The organism is Neorhizobium sp. PAMB6716, assembly GCF_058242805.1.
In genome coordinates, this window is the sequence record NZ_CM177835.1 from 363714 (window position 1) to 379873 (window position 16160).

The 16160-nt window shown below is 60.5% G+C and carries 16 protein-coding genes; 8 read left to right on the forward strand and 8 right to left on the reverse strand.

Features of this window, described 5'->3' with window-relative positions; translation table 11 throughout:
• Window positions 1-71 precede the first annotated feature (71 nt).
• The 5 genes from queC to AC4CWH_RS01700 all read left to right on the forward strand — a co-directional run bounded on the left by queC (window position 72) and on the right by AC4CWH_RS01700 (window position 3515).
• On the forward strand, window positions 72-779 hold the full coding sequence (gene queC, locus AC4CWH_RS01680; protein WP_491320126.1) for a 7-cyano-7-deazaguanine synthase QueC: 708 nt from the start codon (window positions 72-74) through the stop codon (window positions 777-779).
• 5 nt (window positions 780-784) lie between these two features.
• Complete coding sequence (queD, locus tag AC4CWH_RS01685; RefSeq protein WP_491320127.1) at window positions 785-1141, forward strand: 6-carboxytetrahydropterin synthase QueD; 357 nt, start codon at window positions 785-787, stop codon at window positions 1139-1141.
• A complete protein-coding gene (queE, locus tag AC4CWH_RS01690) occupies window positions 1120-1875 on the forward strand; it encodes a 7-carboxy-7-deazaguanine synthase QueE (protein WP_491321326.1) in 756 nt (251 codons plus the stop codon). The genes queD and queE overlap by 22 nt, the downstream gene beginning before the upstream one ends.
• Window positions 1876-1953: 78 nt before the next feature.
• A complete protein-coding gene (locus AC4CWH_RS01695; protein ID WP_491320128.1) occupies window positions 1954-2763 on the forward strand; it encodes a GNAT family N-acetyltransferase in 810 nt (269 codons plus the stop codon).
• Window positions 2763-3515: an MBL fold metallo-hydrolase gene (locus AC4CWH_RS01700; protein WP_491320129.1), complete on the forward strand. Its 753-nt coding sequence runs from the start codon at window positions 2763-2765 to the stop codon at window positions 3513-3515. The genes AC4CWH_RS01695 and AC4CWH_RS01700 overlap by 1 nt, the downstream gene beginning before the upstream one ends.
• A 49-nt stretch (window positions 3516-3564) precedes the next feature.
• On the opposite strand, the gene hemH is transcribed toward AC4CWH_RS01700, so the two are convergent.
• The 5 genes from hemH to AC4CWH_RS01725 all read right to left on the reverse strand — a co-directional run bounded on the left by hemH (window position 3565) and on the right by AC4CWH_RS01725 (window position 9908).
• Window positions 3565-4599 carry a ferrochelatase gene (hemH, locus tag AC4CWH_RS01705; protein ID WP_210105667.1) on the reverse strand — a complete coding sequence of 345 codons (1035 nt, stop codon included), beginning with the start codon at window positions 4597-4599 and terminating at the stop codon, window positions 3565-3567.
• A 148-nt stretch (window positions 4600-4747) separates the two neighbouring features.
• On the reverse strand, window positions 4748-6679 hold the full coding sequence (locus tag AC4CWH_RS01710; protein ID WP_491320130.1) for a 5'-nucleotidase C-terminal domain-containing protein: 1932 nt from the start codon (window positions 6677-6679) through the stop codon (window positions 4748-4750).
• Window positions 6680-6898: 219 nt separating this feature from the next.
• A complete protein-coding gene (gene omp10 / locus AC4CWH_RS01715; protein ID WP_491320131.1) occupies window positions 6899-7264 on the reverse strand; it encodes an outer membrane lipoprotein Omp10 in 366 nt (121 codons plus the stop codon).
• Window positions 7265-7411: 147 nt separating this feature from the next.
• The gene (locus tag AC4CWH_RS01720; protein WP_491283911.1) at window positions 7412-8863 is read right to left on the reverse strand and encodes a homospermidine synthase; all 1452 of its coding nucleotides are present in this window, start codon (window positions 8861-8863) and stop codon (window positions 7412-7414) included.
• A gap of 130 nt (window positions 8864-8993) precedes the next feature.
• A complete protein-coding gene (locus AC4CWH_RS01725) occupies window positions 8994-9908 on the reverse strand; it encodes a heme-dependent oxidative N-demethylase family protein (protein WP_491320132.1) in 915 nt (304 codons plus the stop codon).
• A gap of 75 nt (window positions 9909-9983) precedes the next feature.
• Between AC4CWH_RS01725 and AC4CWH_RS01730 the strand changes: the two genes are divergently transcribed.
• Both AC4CWH_RS01730 and AC4CWH_RS01735 read left to right on the forward strand, forming a co-directional pair.
• The gene (locus AC4CWH_RS01730) at window positions 9984-10235 is read left to right on the forward strand and encodes a hypothetical protein (protein WP_491320133.1); all 252 of its coding nucleotides are present in this window, start codon (window positions 9984-9986) and stop codon (window positions 10233-10235) included.
• Window positions 10236-10237: 2 nt separating this feature from the next.
• Window positions 10238-10528, forward strand: a complete 291-nt coding sequence (locus AC4CWH_RS01735) for a type II toxin-antitoxin system RelE/ParE family toxin (RefSeq protein WP_491320134.1) — start codon at window positions 10238-10240, stop codon at window positions 10526-10528.
• 13 nt (window positions 10529-10541) lie between these two features.
• On the opposite strand, the gene AC4CWH_RS01740 is transcribed toward AC4CWH_RS01735, so the two are convergent.
• The 3 genes from AC4CWH_RS01740 to AC4CWH_RS01750 all read right to left on the reverse strand — a co-directional run bounded on the left by AC4CWH_RS01740 (window position 10542) and on the right by AC4CWH_RS01750 (window position 14309).
• The gene (locus AC4CWH_RS01740; protein WP_491320135.1) at window positions 10542-11204 is read right to left on the reverse strand and encodes an aminotransferase class IV family protein; all 663 of its coding nucleotides are present in this window, start codon (window positions 11202-11204) and stop codon (window positions 10542-10544) included.
• Window positions 11153-12328, reverse strand: coding sequence for an aminodeoxychorismate synthase component I (locus AC4CWH_RS01745; RefSeq protein WP_491320136.1), 1176 nt, complete (start codon window positions 12326-12328; stop codon window positions 11153-11155). The genes AC4CWH_RS01740 and AC4CWH_RS01745 overlap by 52 nt, the downstream gene beginning before the upstream one ends.
• A 127-nt stretch (window positions 12329-12455) precedes the next feature.
• Window positions 12456-14309, reverse strand: coding sequence for a M3 family oligoendopeptidase (locus tag AC4CWH_RS01750; protein ID WP_491321327.1), 1854 nt, complete (start codon window positions 14307-14309; stop codon window positions 12456-12458).
• Window positions 14310-14515: 206 nt separating this feature from the next.
• Here AC4CWH_RS01750 and AC4CWH_RS01755 point away from each other — a divergent pair, with 206 nt between their 5' ends.
• Window positions 14516-16048, forward strand: coding sequence for a sigma-54-dependent transcriptional regulator (locus AC4CWH_RS01755; RefSeq protein WP_491283917.1), 1533 nt, complete (start codon window positions 14516-14518; stop codon window positions 16046-16048).
• The last annotated feature ends 112 nt before the right edge of the window (window positions 16049-16160 follow it).

The window sequence follows — 16160 nt, forward strand, 5'->3', positions numbered from 1 at the left end:
CTTTTGCTGTATCCGCCGTGCGCAGAAATATCCGGTCGCAGCCTACCCGGTTAAAACAAGGACCCTGACCTATGAAGACACTCGTCGTCTGCTCCGGCGGACTCGATTCCGTTTCGCTTGCCCACAAGGTGGCGAAAGAACACACCCTGATCGGCCTCATCTCCTTCGATTATGGCCAGCGCCACAAAAAAGAGCTGGAGTTTGCCGCGCGTGCCGCCACCCGTCTCGGGGTGCCGCACGATATCATCGACATCTCCGGCATCGGCCGCCATCTCTCCGGCTCGGCGCTGACGGATAATCTCGATGTGCCCGACGGCCATTATGCCGAAGAGACCATGAAGGTGACGGTGGTGCCGAACCGCAATGCCATCATGCTCGCCATCGCCTTTGGTCTGGCCGCTGCCCGCAAGGCGGATGCGGTGGCTGTTGCCGTCCATGGCGGCGATCATTTCATCTATCCCGATTGCCGCCCGGGCTTCATCGAAAGCTTTCAGGCGATGCAGAAAGAGGCTCTGGACGGTTATGCCGACGTGACGCTGATGGCGCCGTTCGTCAACGGGTCCAAAGCCGATATCGTCACCGAAGGGGCGCGCCACGGCACGCCGTTCGCCGAAACCTGGTCCTGCTACAAGGGCGGCGAAAAGCATTGTGGCCGTTGCGGCACCTGCGTCGAGCGGCGCGAAGCGTTTTTCCTCGCCGGCATCGAAGACCCCACAGACTACACGGACCCGGATTTCTGGAAGGCCGCGACATCAGGCTTCAAGGCCGAGGAGGTGTAACGCCGATGTTTCGCATCACCAAGGAATTCCACTTTTCCGCCTCCCACCAGCTGACCCACCTGCCGGCCGACCACCAGTGTGCGAGGCTTCACGGCCACAACTACATCGTGGTGGTGGAGCTTGCCGGCGAAACCTTGAACGCCGATGGCTTTGTGCGCGATTACCATGAGCTGAAGGTGCTGAAGGCCTATATCGATGAGGAATTCGACCACCGTCACCTCAACGAGGTCATGGGTACGTCGATGTCGACGGCGGAAAACCTCGCCCGGCATTTTTATGAGTGGTGCAAGGCGCGCTTTCCGGAAACGTCTGCGGTGAAAGTCAGCGAAACCCCAAAGACCTGGGCGGAGTATCGGCCGTGACGGTGGCCGAAACCGCGCTGATCCGCATCGCCGAAATCTTTGGGCCGACCATTCAGGGCGAGGGTGTGCTGATCGGCCAGCCAACGGTGTTCGTGCGCACCGGCGGCTGCGATTACCGCTGCTCCTGGTGCGACAGCCTTCATGCGGTGGAAAGCCGTTTTCGCGCCGACTGGCAGCCGATGACGGTGGAGGCGATCTGGCGCGAGGTGTCCATGCTTTCCGGCGGGCGGCCGCTGATGGTGTCGCTGTCCGGCGGCAATCCGGCGATCCAGCCGCTCGGGCCGCTGATTGCCCATGGCCACGGGCTCGGTTATCGTTTTGCGCTGGAAACGCAAGGGTCCGTCGTAAAACCGTGGTTTGCCGATCTCGATGTGCTGGTTCTCTCGCCAAAGCCGCCGTCGAGCGGCATGGAAACGGATTTTCCAGCCCTTGCCGACTGTCTGGAGAAGGCGGGAGACAAGCCGCGCACGGTGCTGAAATTCGTCATCTTCGACGATGCCGATTATGCCTTTGCCCGCGATGTCGCCGCCCGTCATCCCGATTTGCCGGTCTATCTCCAGCCCGGCAACCACACGCCGCCACCGCCCGAAGTAGACGATGCGGTGATCGATCTCGACGGCATCATGGCGCGCATGCATTGGCTGGTGGACAAGGTGGTGGAAGACCACTGGTTTTCCGCAACCGTTTTGCCGCAGCTGCATGTGCTGTTGTGGGGTAACCGGCGCGGGGTGTGATGCCCGCTCCCATTCCATCTCTTGATTGGTGCATCATCGCGTTCTGTCGCAGTCTGGCGCCATGCCGGAACCTGCGCCATGACAAACGATGTGTTGACCTATCTGAGCCGCCAGCCGCTCAGGACGATTTCCCTTTCAAAATATCTGCATGCCTGCCCGCAGGACACCCAAGCTTTTCATGTGCGGGGACAATCCGGCGAGGCGGTTCTGGTTCTCCTGCGCGTGAACGCCAGTGCCTATGATCGCGAGACCTATCCCGAGGCCCGGTTCGTCTGCTTCATCGCCAGCGACGGCCCGGAACTGACGACCCGGTTGCTTGCCCATATCCCCCGTGATGTCAGCCTCGTGTTCAAGCTTGGCGAAGAGGCGGATCGCGCGGTGGTGGCAGAGGAGTTTGATCTTCAGCGCACGACAAGCTTCCTGTCTTTTACAGGTCACGGTCCGGTTCGATCGGCCGAACCTGATCTGCTGGCACCGATAACCGGCGATCTTTCGCCGGACGCGTGGTCGCTGTTTGAAGCCAGGGGTTATGAACGCGACTGGCTGATGCCGCTTCTCAAAACCGGTTGCGCCTTCGTGGTGGAGGCTTGCCACGAAGGTTCTGCCGTTTCGGTCTGTTTCGCCTTCCAGAATAGTGGCGACCTCTGGGAAGTCGGCGGCCTCTCCACCCGTCCCGATGCGCGCCGCAAGGGCCATGCCGCCCGCGTGGTGCGCGCAGCCTTTGCCGAACTGGAGAGGCGCAGCCTGCAGGGCCGCTATGTCGTGGAAGAGACGAACCTTGCATCCTTGCAGCTTGCCCGGTCGATCGGCTTGCAGCACAAGCTGACGCTGACGCATTTTTTCGCCCTTGCGCCGGATGCCTGCGGCCTCGTCACGGAGAGTGCCTGATGAAACTGCAGCTGATCCGCAATGCGACGCTGAAACTTGTCTATGGCGGGCGCACGATCCTGATCGATCCGTATCTCGCCCCGCGCCACAGCCTGCCCTCCTTCATGGGCAAGTCGCCGAACCCGCTGGTCGAGCTGCCGTGTTCCATCGAGGATATTCTCGACGGCGTCGAACTGGTGATCGTCTCGCATCTTCATTCGGATCACTTCGACAGCGTTGCCAAGGCACGGTTGCCAAAGAAGCTGCCGATCCTTTGCCAGCCCGGCGATGAGGAGACGATCCGGGCGGCAGGCTTTCGCGACGTCACGCCGCTGGACGACAGCGTTCAGTGGCAGGGCATCACCATCACCCGCCAACAGGGCAGCCATGGCCTGGGGCCGGTGCGTGCAAAGATGGGCTCCGTCATGGGTCTTTCGCTCAAAGCACCCGGCGAGCCTCAAATCTACTGGGCGGGCGATACGGTGCTTTATCCGCCCGTTCTCGATCAGGTGGCGATGATACGCCCGGATGTGATCGTCACGCATTCCTGCGGAGCGCTCTGGGATGGCGACCTGATTGTCATGGATGCGGTTCAGACGGTCGAACTTTGCAAGGCCGCACCCTTCTCAACCGTGATTGCCACCCATATGGAAGCGCTCGATCACGCCACCACCAGCCGTGCCGATCTGCGGACGGCCGCCGATGCCGCAGGAATTTTGGCCGTGCGCCTGCTCATCCCTGATGATGGTGACGAGATCAGTCTCGACGCCTGAGACCGGATCAATCGGCGCCGGTTGGGCCGGCCGCCGCCTGTCTTTGCCCTTACACCCAGCCTTTAAGCTCGTTGCGCACCACATGCTCGATCACGCGCATGCCATCGGGGCTGTCGTTGAGACAGGGGATATGGGTGAATTTCTCGCCGCCATTGTGCAGAAAGATCTCGCCGGCTTCCTCGGCAATTTCTTCCAGCGTTTCCAGGCAGTCGGAGACGAAGCCGGGGTTCAGCACGGCAATGCGCTTGACGCCGTCCTTGGCGAGCTGTTCCACCGTCTTGTCCGTATAGGGCTGCAGCCATTCTTCCGGCCCGAAGCGCGACTGAAAGGTCAGCATCAGCTTTTCCTTCGGCCAGCCGAGACGGTCACGCAGCAGGCGCGTCGTCTTGTAGCACTGGCAGTGATAGGGATCGCCCTTCTTGAAGTATGACATCGGAATGCCGTGATAGGAGGTGATCACCAGTTCCGGTTCCCAGTCGAGCTTGGCCAGATGCTGCTCGATGGAGTTGGCGAGCGCGTCGACATAAACGGCATCGTCATGGTACCGGGGCACGGTGCGCAGCGCCGGTTGCCAGCGCATTTTGAGAAGCGCCTTGAAGGCCTCGTCATTGACGGTTGCAGTCGTTGCCGCCGCATATTGCGGATAGAGCGGATAGAGCAGGATCTTTTCGCATCCCGCCTTCTGCATCTCGTCCATCTTTGCCTGGATCGCGGGCTGTCCGTAGCGCATGGCCCAATCGACATGTACATGCGGCAGATCTTTCAGCGATTCGGCGAGTTTTTCGGCCTGACTGCGGGTGTAGGTGCGCAGGTAACTTTCGTCGAGATCGTTGTTCCAGATGCTCTTGTAGGCCTCGCCGACCTTTTGTGGGCGCTTGTTCAAAACGATACCGTAGAGGATCGGATACCAGAGCAGCCGCGACCATTCGATGACGCGCCGGTCTGTCAGGAATTCCGCGAGATAACGCCGCATCGACTTGTAATCGGTGCCGTCAGGCGTGCCAAGATTGACCAGGAGAACGCCAACCTTGCCGAAGCGAACCGGAGGGTGATCGGACGGAAGGTGATTTTCAGCGGCGTTCATCATCGAAAGTTTTCCCGGACATGTCGTGTGGATGCACCGATGGTTACGCAGATCGGATGCAATCGGTTCTATCTAGAAATAAAAAACGGCCCGGGGAAGCCCCGGACCGGTTTCTTGCGCGTGGCAATTGGTCCTTAAAGACCTGCGGTTACTTCGCCGGCAGTTCCAGTTCAGCGCCGATGGCGATGATGTTGGGGTTGCGCAGCGTGTTGGCCTTGGCAATCTTCGACCATGCCTCGCCATCGCCATAGGTGCTTTCAGCAATCTTCCAGAGCGAATCGCCCTTGACGACCGTGTATGTCTTCGGTGCCGAAGCGGCAGCCGGTGCCGGTGCAGCCGGAGCGGCAGCAGCCGGAGCAGGGGCTGGAGCCGCTGCGGGGGCAGCAACAGGGGCAGCCGGAGCAGCCGGAGCAGGCGTTGCCGGAGCGGGGGCAGCAGCAGCAGGAGCCTTGGCAGGCGCGACATAACCGGCCGGCGTCAGGTCGGTGATGCGGCCGTCCGTATAAGGCTTGTAGGGCGAGTTGGCGGCAATGTAGTCAGCCACGGCCTGTTCGAGGTTCGGCCCGAAGTCGTAAGGGTTGACCGCGTTGGTTGCGAACATCTTGAAGCCATCGCCGCCGCCGCGCACATAGTTGTTGGTAACGACGCCGTAGGTCTTGGCCGGATCGATGGCAACAAAGGCATCGCCTTCCTTGACCATCACCGCGCTGACGCGGCTGCCGACCGGCTTGGAGCGGTCGAACGAATATTTCATGCCGCCGACTTGCGCAAAACGTCCAGCGCCATCTTCCATCTGGCTCGTGCCGTTTTCAAGCGCTGCCACCAGGTCTGCACCCTTGATCTGGAAGGTTGCGATGGTGTTCTGGAACGGCAGAACCGTCAGCACTTCGCCCATCGTCACATCGCCCTGGTCGATGGAGGCGCGAAGACCACCACCGTTGACGATAGCAATCGTGATCCCCTGTTCCTTGACCTTGGCAAGCGACGCATCCGCCACGAGATTGCCCATCGAGCACTCGACGGCGCGGCAGGACTTGCGGTCGCCATCGATCAGCCCTTCGGACGTGCCGACAACCTTCTTCTTCAGCTCTTCCAGCGGTGCGCCAAGCTCCTTGACCTTGGCGGTATAGGCTTCATCCGGGGTGACGGACGCGTCGAGCAGCTTTGGCGCACCGGTTGCGGATTTCACCACGCCCTTGTCGTCGAAGGTCACCTTCAGTTCGCCGAGATATTTCGAATAGGCATAAGCCGTCACGACAGGGATTTCGGCGCCAGACGGGTTCTTGACGAGCGTCGGATAGGGGCCGGAGGATTTCGGGTCGGTGGAGGACAGGTAGGTATGGCTGTGGCCGCCAACCACCACGTCGATACCGTCAACGGCAGCGGCAATTTCCTTGTCCTTGTTGTAGCCGACATGGGTGAGCGCAATGATCTTGTTGACGCCCTGGCCCTGCAGGTCGGCAACGGCGCTCTTCAGGTAGGTGATTTCATCTTCGAACGAGATATCCGGGCCGGGCGAGGAGGTTTCGCCGCTATCGGTTGCCAGAACCGAGACGACGGCGACCTTCTGGCCGCCGATGTCCTTCACCACATAACCCTTGTATTTGCCGTCGAGCAGCGAGCCCTTCTTGGCGATGGTATTGCCGGAGATGATCGGGAATTTCAGCGCGCCGATAAATTTGTTAAGCTCTTCCGGGCCGTCGTCGAATTCGTGGTTGCCGATTGCCATGGCGTCAAAGCCGATGCCGTTCATGAAATCGGCAACCGGGGCGCTCTTGAAGGTGGAGTAATAGAGCGAGCCCTGGAACTGGTCACCGGCATCGAGAACGATGATGTTTGCGCCCGCATTGTCCTTGCGGAAACCATCGATGGCGCTTTTGACGCGCGCAATGCCGCCGAAGCATTCCTTGGCGTCGGCTTCCTTCTGCGAGCAGGTGGCGTCGGACTTGTTGATCGCCTCGATGCGCGAGTGCAGATCGTTGATGTGCAGGATATCGAGCTGGTAATCGGCAAAGGCCACCCCGGAGGACAGAGCGAGCACCGTCGCTGCGATTACACTGAAACCTATACGTCTGATCATCCTGGTCTGCTCCTGTTGCAAGGCGCGGTGTCGACGCGCTGTTCCGCCTGATTGTAGTTTTGGTTTGTGACACCCGTTTCGCTTTTCATGTTTCCATCAAGGGAAAGCGACTTCAAGCGAAATATGACAATGGTGCAGGAGGCGTGGCGTACAATCAAAACACGAAACCCCGCCGAAGCGGGGTTTTGCGAAATGAGACGGCTGTGGATAACGGTGGCGTCAGCCGCGACGGGTCAGCGAGAACTGCGAGCCGGTATCGGCGGTGCAGTTGAGCTGGCTTGGCGAAACAAGCGCGCAGTTCACACGCGACTGGGTCTGGCGCACGATGGAGGTCATGTTGATCTCCACCAGCGTCGGCGACACATTGGTGTAGGTGCCGCTGGCCAGAAGCGCGTTGTTGTCCGTCGAGCGTGTGCTGAATGTGCCGCCCTGGAAGGTGGATACGATGCCGTTCGGATCGACCCAGCTGCCGTCTACGCCCTGCGGCTGTGCAACAGGGGGAAGCGCACGTTGCGTCGGCTGCGATACGCAGGCGCTCAGCATCAGGGCGGCGGACACGAGCACGAGGCTCTGTTTGATCTTCATAACGTGGTCTCCCGCGATTCGGATGCATCGTGCGGTCGGCCACGATGCTGCGAACCCTTAATCTAATGCAAGGCGGGCGGTTGCACAGTCCGCCTTGCAAGGTTTTGACCTGTTTTCCCCGGCTGACTGCCGGGGAGGGTTCAAGGATCAGGTGCGAACCAGGATGTTCTTGAACTGCCAGGCGTCTTTCTCGTCGAGATCTTCCGGGAAGAGACCCGGGCGACCGTCAAGCGGGGTCCAGTCGGTATAGTGGCCTTCAACCGGGCCGAGATAAGGCGACTGCACTTCAAGGCAACGCTTGTAATCGACTTCGTCGGCTTCAACGATGCCGGCGTTCGGGTTTTCCAGCGCCCAGACCATGCCGGCGAGAACCGCAGACGTTACCTGCAGGCCGGTTGCGTTCTGGTAAGGGGCAATGCGGCGGGTTTCTTCCAGCGACAGGCGCGAGCCGAACCAGTAGGCATTCTTCTCGTGGCCGTAGAGCAGCACGCCGAGTTCGTCGATGCCTTCCTCCAGCTCGTCCTCGTCGAGAACGTGCAGGACAGGCTGCTGGTGACCGCCATTGCCGAACATTTCGTGCAAGGAGAGAACCGCGTCATTGGCCGGGTGATAGGCATAATGGCAGGTGGGGCGATAAACGACTTCGCCGTCCTTCTCGACCGTGAAATAATCGGCAATCGAGATGGATTCGTTGTGGGTGACGAGGAAGCCGTATTGCGGGCCAGGCGTCGGGCACCAGGTGCGCACGCGGGTGTTGGCGCCGGGCTGTTCCAGATAGATGGCGGCCTTGCAGCCCTTCTTGTGCTTCTTGGCGTTCTTCGGCATCCAGTTTTCGTGCGTGCCCCAGCCGAGTTCTGCCGGCTGCAGACCTTCCGAGATGAAGCCTTCGACCGACCAGGTGTTCCAGAAGACGTTCAGCGGCTTCGGATGTTTGGTCAGCTGCGTGTCGCGTTCGGCAATGTGAATGCCCTTGACGCCGAGCTTCTTCATCAGCTTGGCCCAACCTTCGCGGTCGTTCTGGTCCGGCTCGTCGAACTTCAGGCCGGTATCGTTGGCAAGGTTGACCAGCGCCTGCTTGACGAACCAGGAGACCATGCCCGGATTTGCGCCGCAGGTGGAAACGGCGGTCGTGCCACCGGGGTTCTTGCGCTTTTCGGTGCGCACGGTTTCGCGCAGCGCATAATTGGTGCGCTCGGAATTCTTCATGTTCTTGTCGAAGTAGAAACCGAGCCAGGGCTCAACGACGGTATCGATGTAGAGCACGTCTAGCTTGCGGCACAGCTTCATCAGGTCGAGCGAGCCGGTATCGACCGACAGGTTGACGCAAAAGCCCTGGCCTTCGCCTTCGGTCAGGAGCGGCTTCAGCAGTTCCTTGTAGTTTTCCTTGGTCACATGCGCCTTGATGTGGCGCACGCCGTGCTTTTCAAGGATCGCCATGTCGGACGGTTCTTCGCGCGGGTCGATGACGACCATCCGGCTCTTGTCGAACTTGAAGTGACGCTCGATGAGCGGCAGGGTGCCGCGGCCGATGGAGCCGAAGCCGATCATGACGATGGGCCCGGTGATTTCGGCATAAACCGGATGGGTAGTTTCAGTCATCTGTTGCTCCTTCGGCCCGCGGCTTGGTGCCGCTGAGGACCGTGTTTCCTACGCAAGTTTCGCATGCGCTGATTGGCGGCGGTCTAGATCATAAAACGCCTTCACAATAAAGAGGGCGAACACAACAAGCCTATGGCAGAAGCGGCGAATAATCACCGGTTTCCGCGGCTTTCTGCAAAAGCGCGATCATCGCCGGGCGTTTGTGCGACAGCCCCTTGTAGGCGGCCTGTTCCGGGGTCATTGCCGCAAGTTGTGCCGCAAGCGATGTCATGAGCCGGGCCGCATCCGGCTCGCGGGCCAGCTGTGCCAGCGGATCGAGATAGATGCGGATGGTGAAAACGATATCGCCCGAGCCTGGCAGCTTGCGGAGCGTCTGACGCTCGACGCGCAAAAAATGCGCATGAGGGGCCACATCGGCCATGACCCGCTGGCTCTTGGATTTCGGAAGGAAAAGGTCATGGGTGGCATTCACCGACCAGTTCATCCGGCTGACCAACCGGTCGCCGGGCAGCTTGTCGAACATGCGGTTGATCAGCTCGGCATTGCGACTGCCACCTTCAAAATCCGGCACGTCGGCATGGACTTCATCCATCACCCGCCCGAATTTTTCCTCCAGCGACCAGGAGGAGGGGAAGGCAACAAAGGCGGCGGCAATACGCCAGCCGTTTTCGCCACGCCGCATCAGAACGAGATCATCGGCCACCAGCAGGCCCGCTCGGATGAGTGCGGGCATCGCCTCATTGGCAATGTCCACATCCTGCGCACCGGCAATCTCCATCCGTTTATCGGCAAGGCGATAAATCTCGGGATAGCGCGCCGGCAGATAATTAGAGAGCAGTGCCAACAATTCCTGCTGCGCCTCTTGCGTCCCCGGCTCGGCACGAAAGATGGCCTCGCGGTGCTCACCCAGCAGGCGCGCCTTTTCCTGGAGAGCGGCGCCGAGCCGCTCATCCGGCTCAATCCAGTTCTCCGCCTCAAGCTGCGAAAGCCCGATGGAGAAGGGTTGCGACGAGCCGTCATAGGGGGTGTAGGGCAGAGAGGACATGAAACACTCAATCTTCATTTGCTGCCCAGCATCGGTATTGCTAATCTTGTCGTCAAGCAAACGGGATGCTGATCAATGAAACAAACCGCTGATGTTGAGATCCCTGCCGATGTTCTCCGTCGCCTCGATGCCCTCTCGCGCCGGACGCAACGCCCGATGTCGGATATCGCGACTGAGGCGCTGAGCGATTATCTCGATGCGCGAGACGCAGTTGTTCAGGAGCCAGAACTTTTCGTCTCCAACGCAACCGTTCTTGGTTGGCTGAAGACTTGGGGCACAGCCGATGAAACCGATGCACCGGTGGCTGACATCCGAAAACCATCCTGACCATGCCCGTCCTCTGGGCTAGGCTTGCAGTTCAGGATCTGGTCTCGATCCGAAACTATATTGGTGTTCACCATCCGCCGGCCGCCCGGCGTTTCGCAGCCGAGATGGTCGAGACGGCGGAACTGCTGGCGGCAAATCCTCACCTGGGCACAGCTCTTGCGAGGCCTGGATACAGACGACTTGTCGTTGGCGGTTCGGTCTATGTCCTGATTTACAGGATCACCCCGGAGGCAACCGAAATTCTAGAGGTTTTCGATGCGCGACGCAGAAAGCCGAGAACCGTCTTGACCTGACAGTCGCCCCGCCTCAGCTTTCCGTCACCAGTTCCGCTGCCATCAGCCCCCGTAGCGAATTGCCGACAAAGATCCGGCGACCTTTCAGATCCGCCGGCCGCAACGTCTCTGAACGGGCCTTGCGTTCGCGGATGAGGTCGGCGCGCAGGATGCCGGGCAAGAGGCCGCTGTTAAGCGGGGGGGTCAGCAGCTGCCCGTCTTCGGCTTCGACAAACAGATTGGTGATGGTGCCCTCGCAAAGCTCGCCGCGCTCGTTGAGCAGCAGAACCTCGTCGGCTTCGTCGCTCGAAAATTCCGCCCGTGCCGCCTCATAAGGCTCGCGCCGTGTCGTCTTGTGGCGGTAGAGTGTATCGTCGGAGGACAGCCGCTGGCGGGCGATGCGCAGGCGCCAGATTTTTTCCGGCGGTTCCGCGACAAAAGGTGTCGCGGTAATCTCGATTTTGCCGCGATAGGTCATGGTGAGGCGCACCCGCAAGGGGGTGTCGCCGCTGACGGCGTCTGCAAGCAGTGCCGGCGCATCCTGCGGCTGGCGAAATCCCAGCGCATCGGCCGAGCGGGCAAGCCGGCGCAGGTGCTGGTCGAGTCGCAGGAAGCCCGCGTCTGGTTCCCAGCGCAGGGTCTCGATCAGCGAGAAATCGGCTGATGGCTTACTGCGAAGCGCGCTTTTAGCAGACATTCTTCATATTCCGTCTCGGCCTTCGAATCGTAGACAATGCCGCCGCCGACATTGAAGACGGCATTTCCGGTGTTGAAAAGGGTCAGTGTGCGGATGGCCACTGAAAAACGCATTGGCCCCTTCGGATCGCACCAGCCGATCGCCCCGCAATAGATGTCGCGCGGCCCCTCTTCCAGCCCGGCCAGAATCTGCATTGCCCACATCTTGGGCGCACCGGTGATCGAGCCGCAGGGAAAGAGGGCGGCAAGAATGTCCGGCAGGCCGATGCCCTCAAGGAGTTTTGCCCTGACATGGCTCACCATCTGGTGGACCGTCGGATAGGTTTCGATGTCGAACAGCTTTGGCACGGTGAGCGTGCCCACCTCAGAAATCGCCGAGACGTCGTTGCGCAGGAGATCGACGATCATGCGGTTTTCGGCCTGCGTTTTTTCGTCCGACAGCATCGCGGCAATGATGGCCTTGTCCTCCTCGGCCGTCTTTCCCCGCGCGGCCGTGCCCTTCATCGGATGCGTTTCAATAAAACCGTCTTCATCCACCTTGAAGAACAGTTCCGGCGAGCGCGACAGGATCTTTGGGCCGCCGAAATCGATCAGCGCGCCATAACGCACCGGCTGGCGGGCCACGAGCGACCAGAAGGCGGCGACGGGATCGCCGCTCCAGCGGGCCGTGATCGGCATGGTGAGGTTTGCCTGGTAACAATCGCCCCGGCGGATATGGGCGTGCAGCGCCTCGAAGCGTTCGCGATACGTCGCAAGATCCCATGCAGCGTGCGGATCGGTGATGAAGGGCGCTTCGGCCTCGTCGTCGGACACGATGTTATCAGGCGGGCGCGACAGCGGATGCGCCTCGTCGGCGGGGCCTTCAAAAATGCCCATGGCAATCAGCGGCGTGTCCCGGTTCGCCACGATCAGCGGCGCAAGCTTTTCCTCGAACACATGGCCGGCTTCATAGGAGAGATAGCCGGCAAGCCACTGCCCGTCCTGTCGTGCCGCTTCCAGACGCGCCAGTGCCGGCCGGATCTCCTCGGCCGTGCGGGCCGTGATGATCTCCAGCGGCCGGTCAAAGACGAGGCTTTTTCCGGCGCGGTCGTCGCGGAAAAGGGCAAAGGGGGTTTTGGTCTGCATTGTCCTGATGGGGCGGGATCTCGGTCCCGGCTGGTTGCGGCTTTTGCCTTGTTATCGCAGCGGGACAGGAGAAAACAGGGGGCACCATGCGCCCCTTGCAAGGGCAGGGGCGCATGGTTTTTGCTCGTCAGGCCTGTCGGTCTGCCTGCAACTGCTTGTCAAGCGCCTCCAGCTCGTCGATCAGGCCCTCGATCATCGACAGGCCCTTCGACCAGAAGGTCGGGTCCGTGGCGTCGAGGCCGAAGGGGGCGAGAAGTTCGGAATGGTGCTTGGTGCCGCCGGCCTTCAGGAGATCGAAGTACTTTTGCTGAAAACCCTCCTCGGCGTTCTGGTAGACGGCATAAAGCGAGTTCACCAGGCAGTCGCCAAAGGCATAGGCATAAACGTAGAAGGGCGAATGGATGAAGTGGGGGATATAGGTCCACCAGGTCTCGTAACCCTCGGAAATGCGGATGGCCGGGCCGAGGCTTTCTTGCTGCACGGACAGCCACAGTTCGCCTATCTGCTCGGAGGTGAGTTCACCCTCCTTGCGGGCCGTGTGCAGCTTGCGCTCGAAATCATAAAAGGCGATCTGGCGCACGACCGTGTTGATCATGTCCTCCACCTTCTGCGCAAGCATCGCTTTTCGCTCGCGCGGATCGGTGGTCTTTTCCAGGAGCGCGCGAAATGTCAGCATTTCGCCGAACACGGAAGCGGTTTCCGCAAGCGTCAGCGGCGTCTGGCACATCAGCGCGCCCTGTCCACCGGCCAGCACCTGATGCACGCCATGGCCAAGCTCGTGGGCAAGCGTCATCACGTCCCGCGGTTTGCCGAGATAATTGACCAGCACGTAAGGGTGCGCGGAGGGCACAACGGGATGGGCAAAGGCGCCGGGTGCCTTGCCGGGACGGGCCGGCGCATCGATCCACTGCTCGTCGAAGAAACGGCGGGCAATGCCGGCCATGTCGAGCGAGAACTGGCCGTAGGCGGAAAGCACCATCTCCTGCGCATCGCTCCAGGGGATCAGCGCCTTCGGTGTTTCCGGCAGCGGGGCGTTGCGATCCCAGAAATTCATCTGCTCCATGCCCAGCCATTTGGCCTTCATCGCATAATAACGATGCGACAGGCGCGGATAGGCCTCCTTGACGGCAGCGGCCAGCGCATCGACCACCTCGCGCTCGACCCTGTTCGACAAATGGCGCGAATCAGCAATGTCCTCAAAGCCGCGCCAGCGGTCGGCAATTTCCTTGTCCTTGGCGAGCGTATTGGTGATGAGGGTGAAGACGCGCAGGTTTTCCCCAAAAGTTTTGGAAAGGGCGGCAGCTGCCTTGGCGCGGCTTTCGCCATCCGGTTCCTGCAGGAGGTTCAGCGTGCGCTCCAGCGGCAGCATCTCGCCGTCGATCTCGAAGCGCAGTTCCGCCATCGTCTCGTCGAAGAGGCGGTTGAAAGCGGCCGCACTCGTCATGGATTTTTCGAGAAACAGCTGTTCCAGCCGGTCCTCCAGTTGGAACGGCTTGTCCTTGCGAAGATCGAGCAGCCACGGTGCGTAATGGGCGGCTTGCGGGTCACGACCAAGGCAGGTCTCGACAACATCATCCGCGATTCGGTTCAGTTCCAGCGCGAAGAACAGCAGATGCGCGGACAGATCGGTCAGTTTCGACTGGATGTCGCCGTAGAATTTGCCATTGGCGGGATTGGACGTATCGGAAAAATAGGTGAGGCCGGCAAAGGAGCCGATCTTGCCCACAAGGTCGTCAATCGCTTCATATTCGGCGATTGCGGCCCCCAGTCCCTCGGTGCCAGTCTTGGCCGCAGCATCGGCAAGTTTGCCTTTCCACTTTATTTCGAATGCAAGGGCCATTGCATCCGCACGCGAAACATCGTTAACAAATACTGCGCTATCGCGGGACGGATAGAGATCTTCCAGCCGCCAGGTGGGCAAGTTACCTAGGGCGGCATCGGCCGTGATCGAGGAAACAGCGTCTGCTGCTGCGAAACGCATGTGTCGGAGGAGGTTTTTGTGGTGGGTGAAAGTGGTGGATGTCACGTTCTGGCTCCCTGTTCTCTCTCGTCTGTCTTTAATTTGGTTGTTTTCACGGGCGGCAGGTAAAATGCAAGCATTTCTCAAAACGGGATGTTTAAGCCCGCGTGACACAACCTTGCATACAGGGTCCCGCTGTGGGACAAGGACATGATTTTGGAGCGAGCATGACGGCCCATATTCTTGTTGTCGACGATGATCCGGTTCAGCGGCGCCTCTTGAAGAACGCGGTCGAGCGGTATGGCCATGCGGCGCATCTTGCCGAGAACGGCCGCATCGCTCTTGAGTTCCTCAAGAGAAACCCAACACAGTTCAACGTCATCGTGCTGGATCTGATGATGCCGGAGCTGGATGGCCTCGGTTTCCTTCAGGCCACCGGCGAAATGGGTATCGATATTCCCGTCATCGTCCAGACGGGGCAGGGCGGTATCGAGACCGTGGTGCAGGCCATGCGGGCCGGCGCTTTTGATTTCGTGGTGAAGCCGGTTTCGCCGGAACGCATCGCTGCCTCCATTTCCAATGCGCTGAAGCTCGATCACCGCGAGGCAAAGGTGCGCGCGGTGCGCGGCGTAAAGCCCGCCAATGTCAGTTTCGGCGATATCGTCTCGGCAAGCCCGGACATGCTGCGGGTGATCGATCTGGCGCAGCGCGCGTCGCATTCCAACATTCCGGTCGTGCTTGAGGGCGAATCGGGCGTTGGCAAGGAAATGATCGCACGCGCCATCCAGGCCAGCGGCGAGCGGGCCTCAAAACCGTTCATCACGGTCAATTGCGGCGCCATTCCCTCCAATCTCGTCGAAAGCATCCTGTTCGGGCATGAGAAGGGCGCCTTCACCGGCGCGACCGAACGCCACACCGGCAAGTTCATGGAAGCCGATGGCGGCACCCTGTTCCTGGATGAAATCGGTGATCTGCCGCTGGATGTGCAGGTGAAACTTCTGCGCGCGGTGCAGCAGGGCGAGATTGAAACCGTCGGTGCCGCCAAGGTGCAGAAGGTGGATGTGCGGCTGATTTCAGCGACCAACCGGGATCTGATCGAAGAGGTTCGCGCCGGACGCTTCCGCGAGGATCTCTATTATCGCCTGAACGTCTTCCCGATCACCATTCCGGCGCTGCGCCGTCGCAAGGAAGACATTCCGCATCTGGCGCGGGTGTTTACCCAGCGCTTTTCGAGCGAACAGAAGCTGGAGCACGTGCTGCAGGTGGGGGCCGGCGCCATGGCGCTTCTGACCGCCTATGACTGGCCCGGCAATATCCGCCAGCTGGAAAACGCCATCTTCCGCGCCGTGGTGCTGGCCGAAGGGCCGGAACTGACGGAAAAGGATTTTCCGCAGATTGCTGCCCAGATTCCGGATTTCCAGAGCCCGGAACTGCGCGCAACGGCGATTGCGAACGATATCACAATAGACAACGACCCGGCCGAAGCGGCCATGTCGGAGGCCTTGCGCCTTGCCCGCGCCGAATCGGCGCTGACGCAGATGTTCGGGGGACCCGAGAACATCATCGTGAGCACCGATGACGCCGGCGAAGTGCGAAAGCTTGCCGATGTGGAAGAGGAGTTGATCCGCTTTGCGCTGAAATTCTATCGCGGGCAGATGAGCCAGGTGGCGCGCAAGCTCGGCATCGGCCGCTCGACGCTCTACCGCAAGCTCAAGGATTACGGGATAGACCCTGACGACCCTTTGAAGGAGGCGGCGTAAACCCCACGTCGCCTCAACCGGACGATCCATGACAAACAGACCGGACGCGGCATGCCGCGTTCGCTTGGTCCCCTGGGGCAGATGCGGGTCTGTTAATTTTCAGGCAAGTATG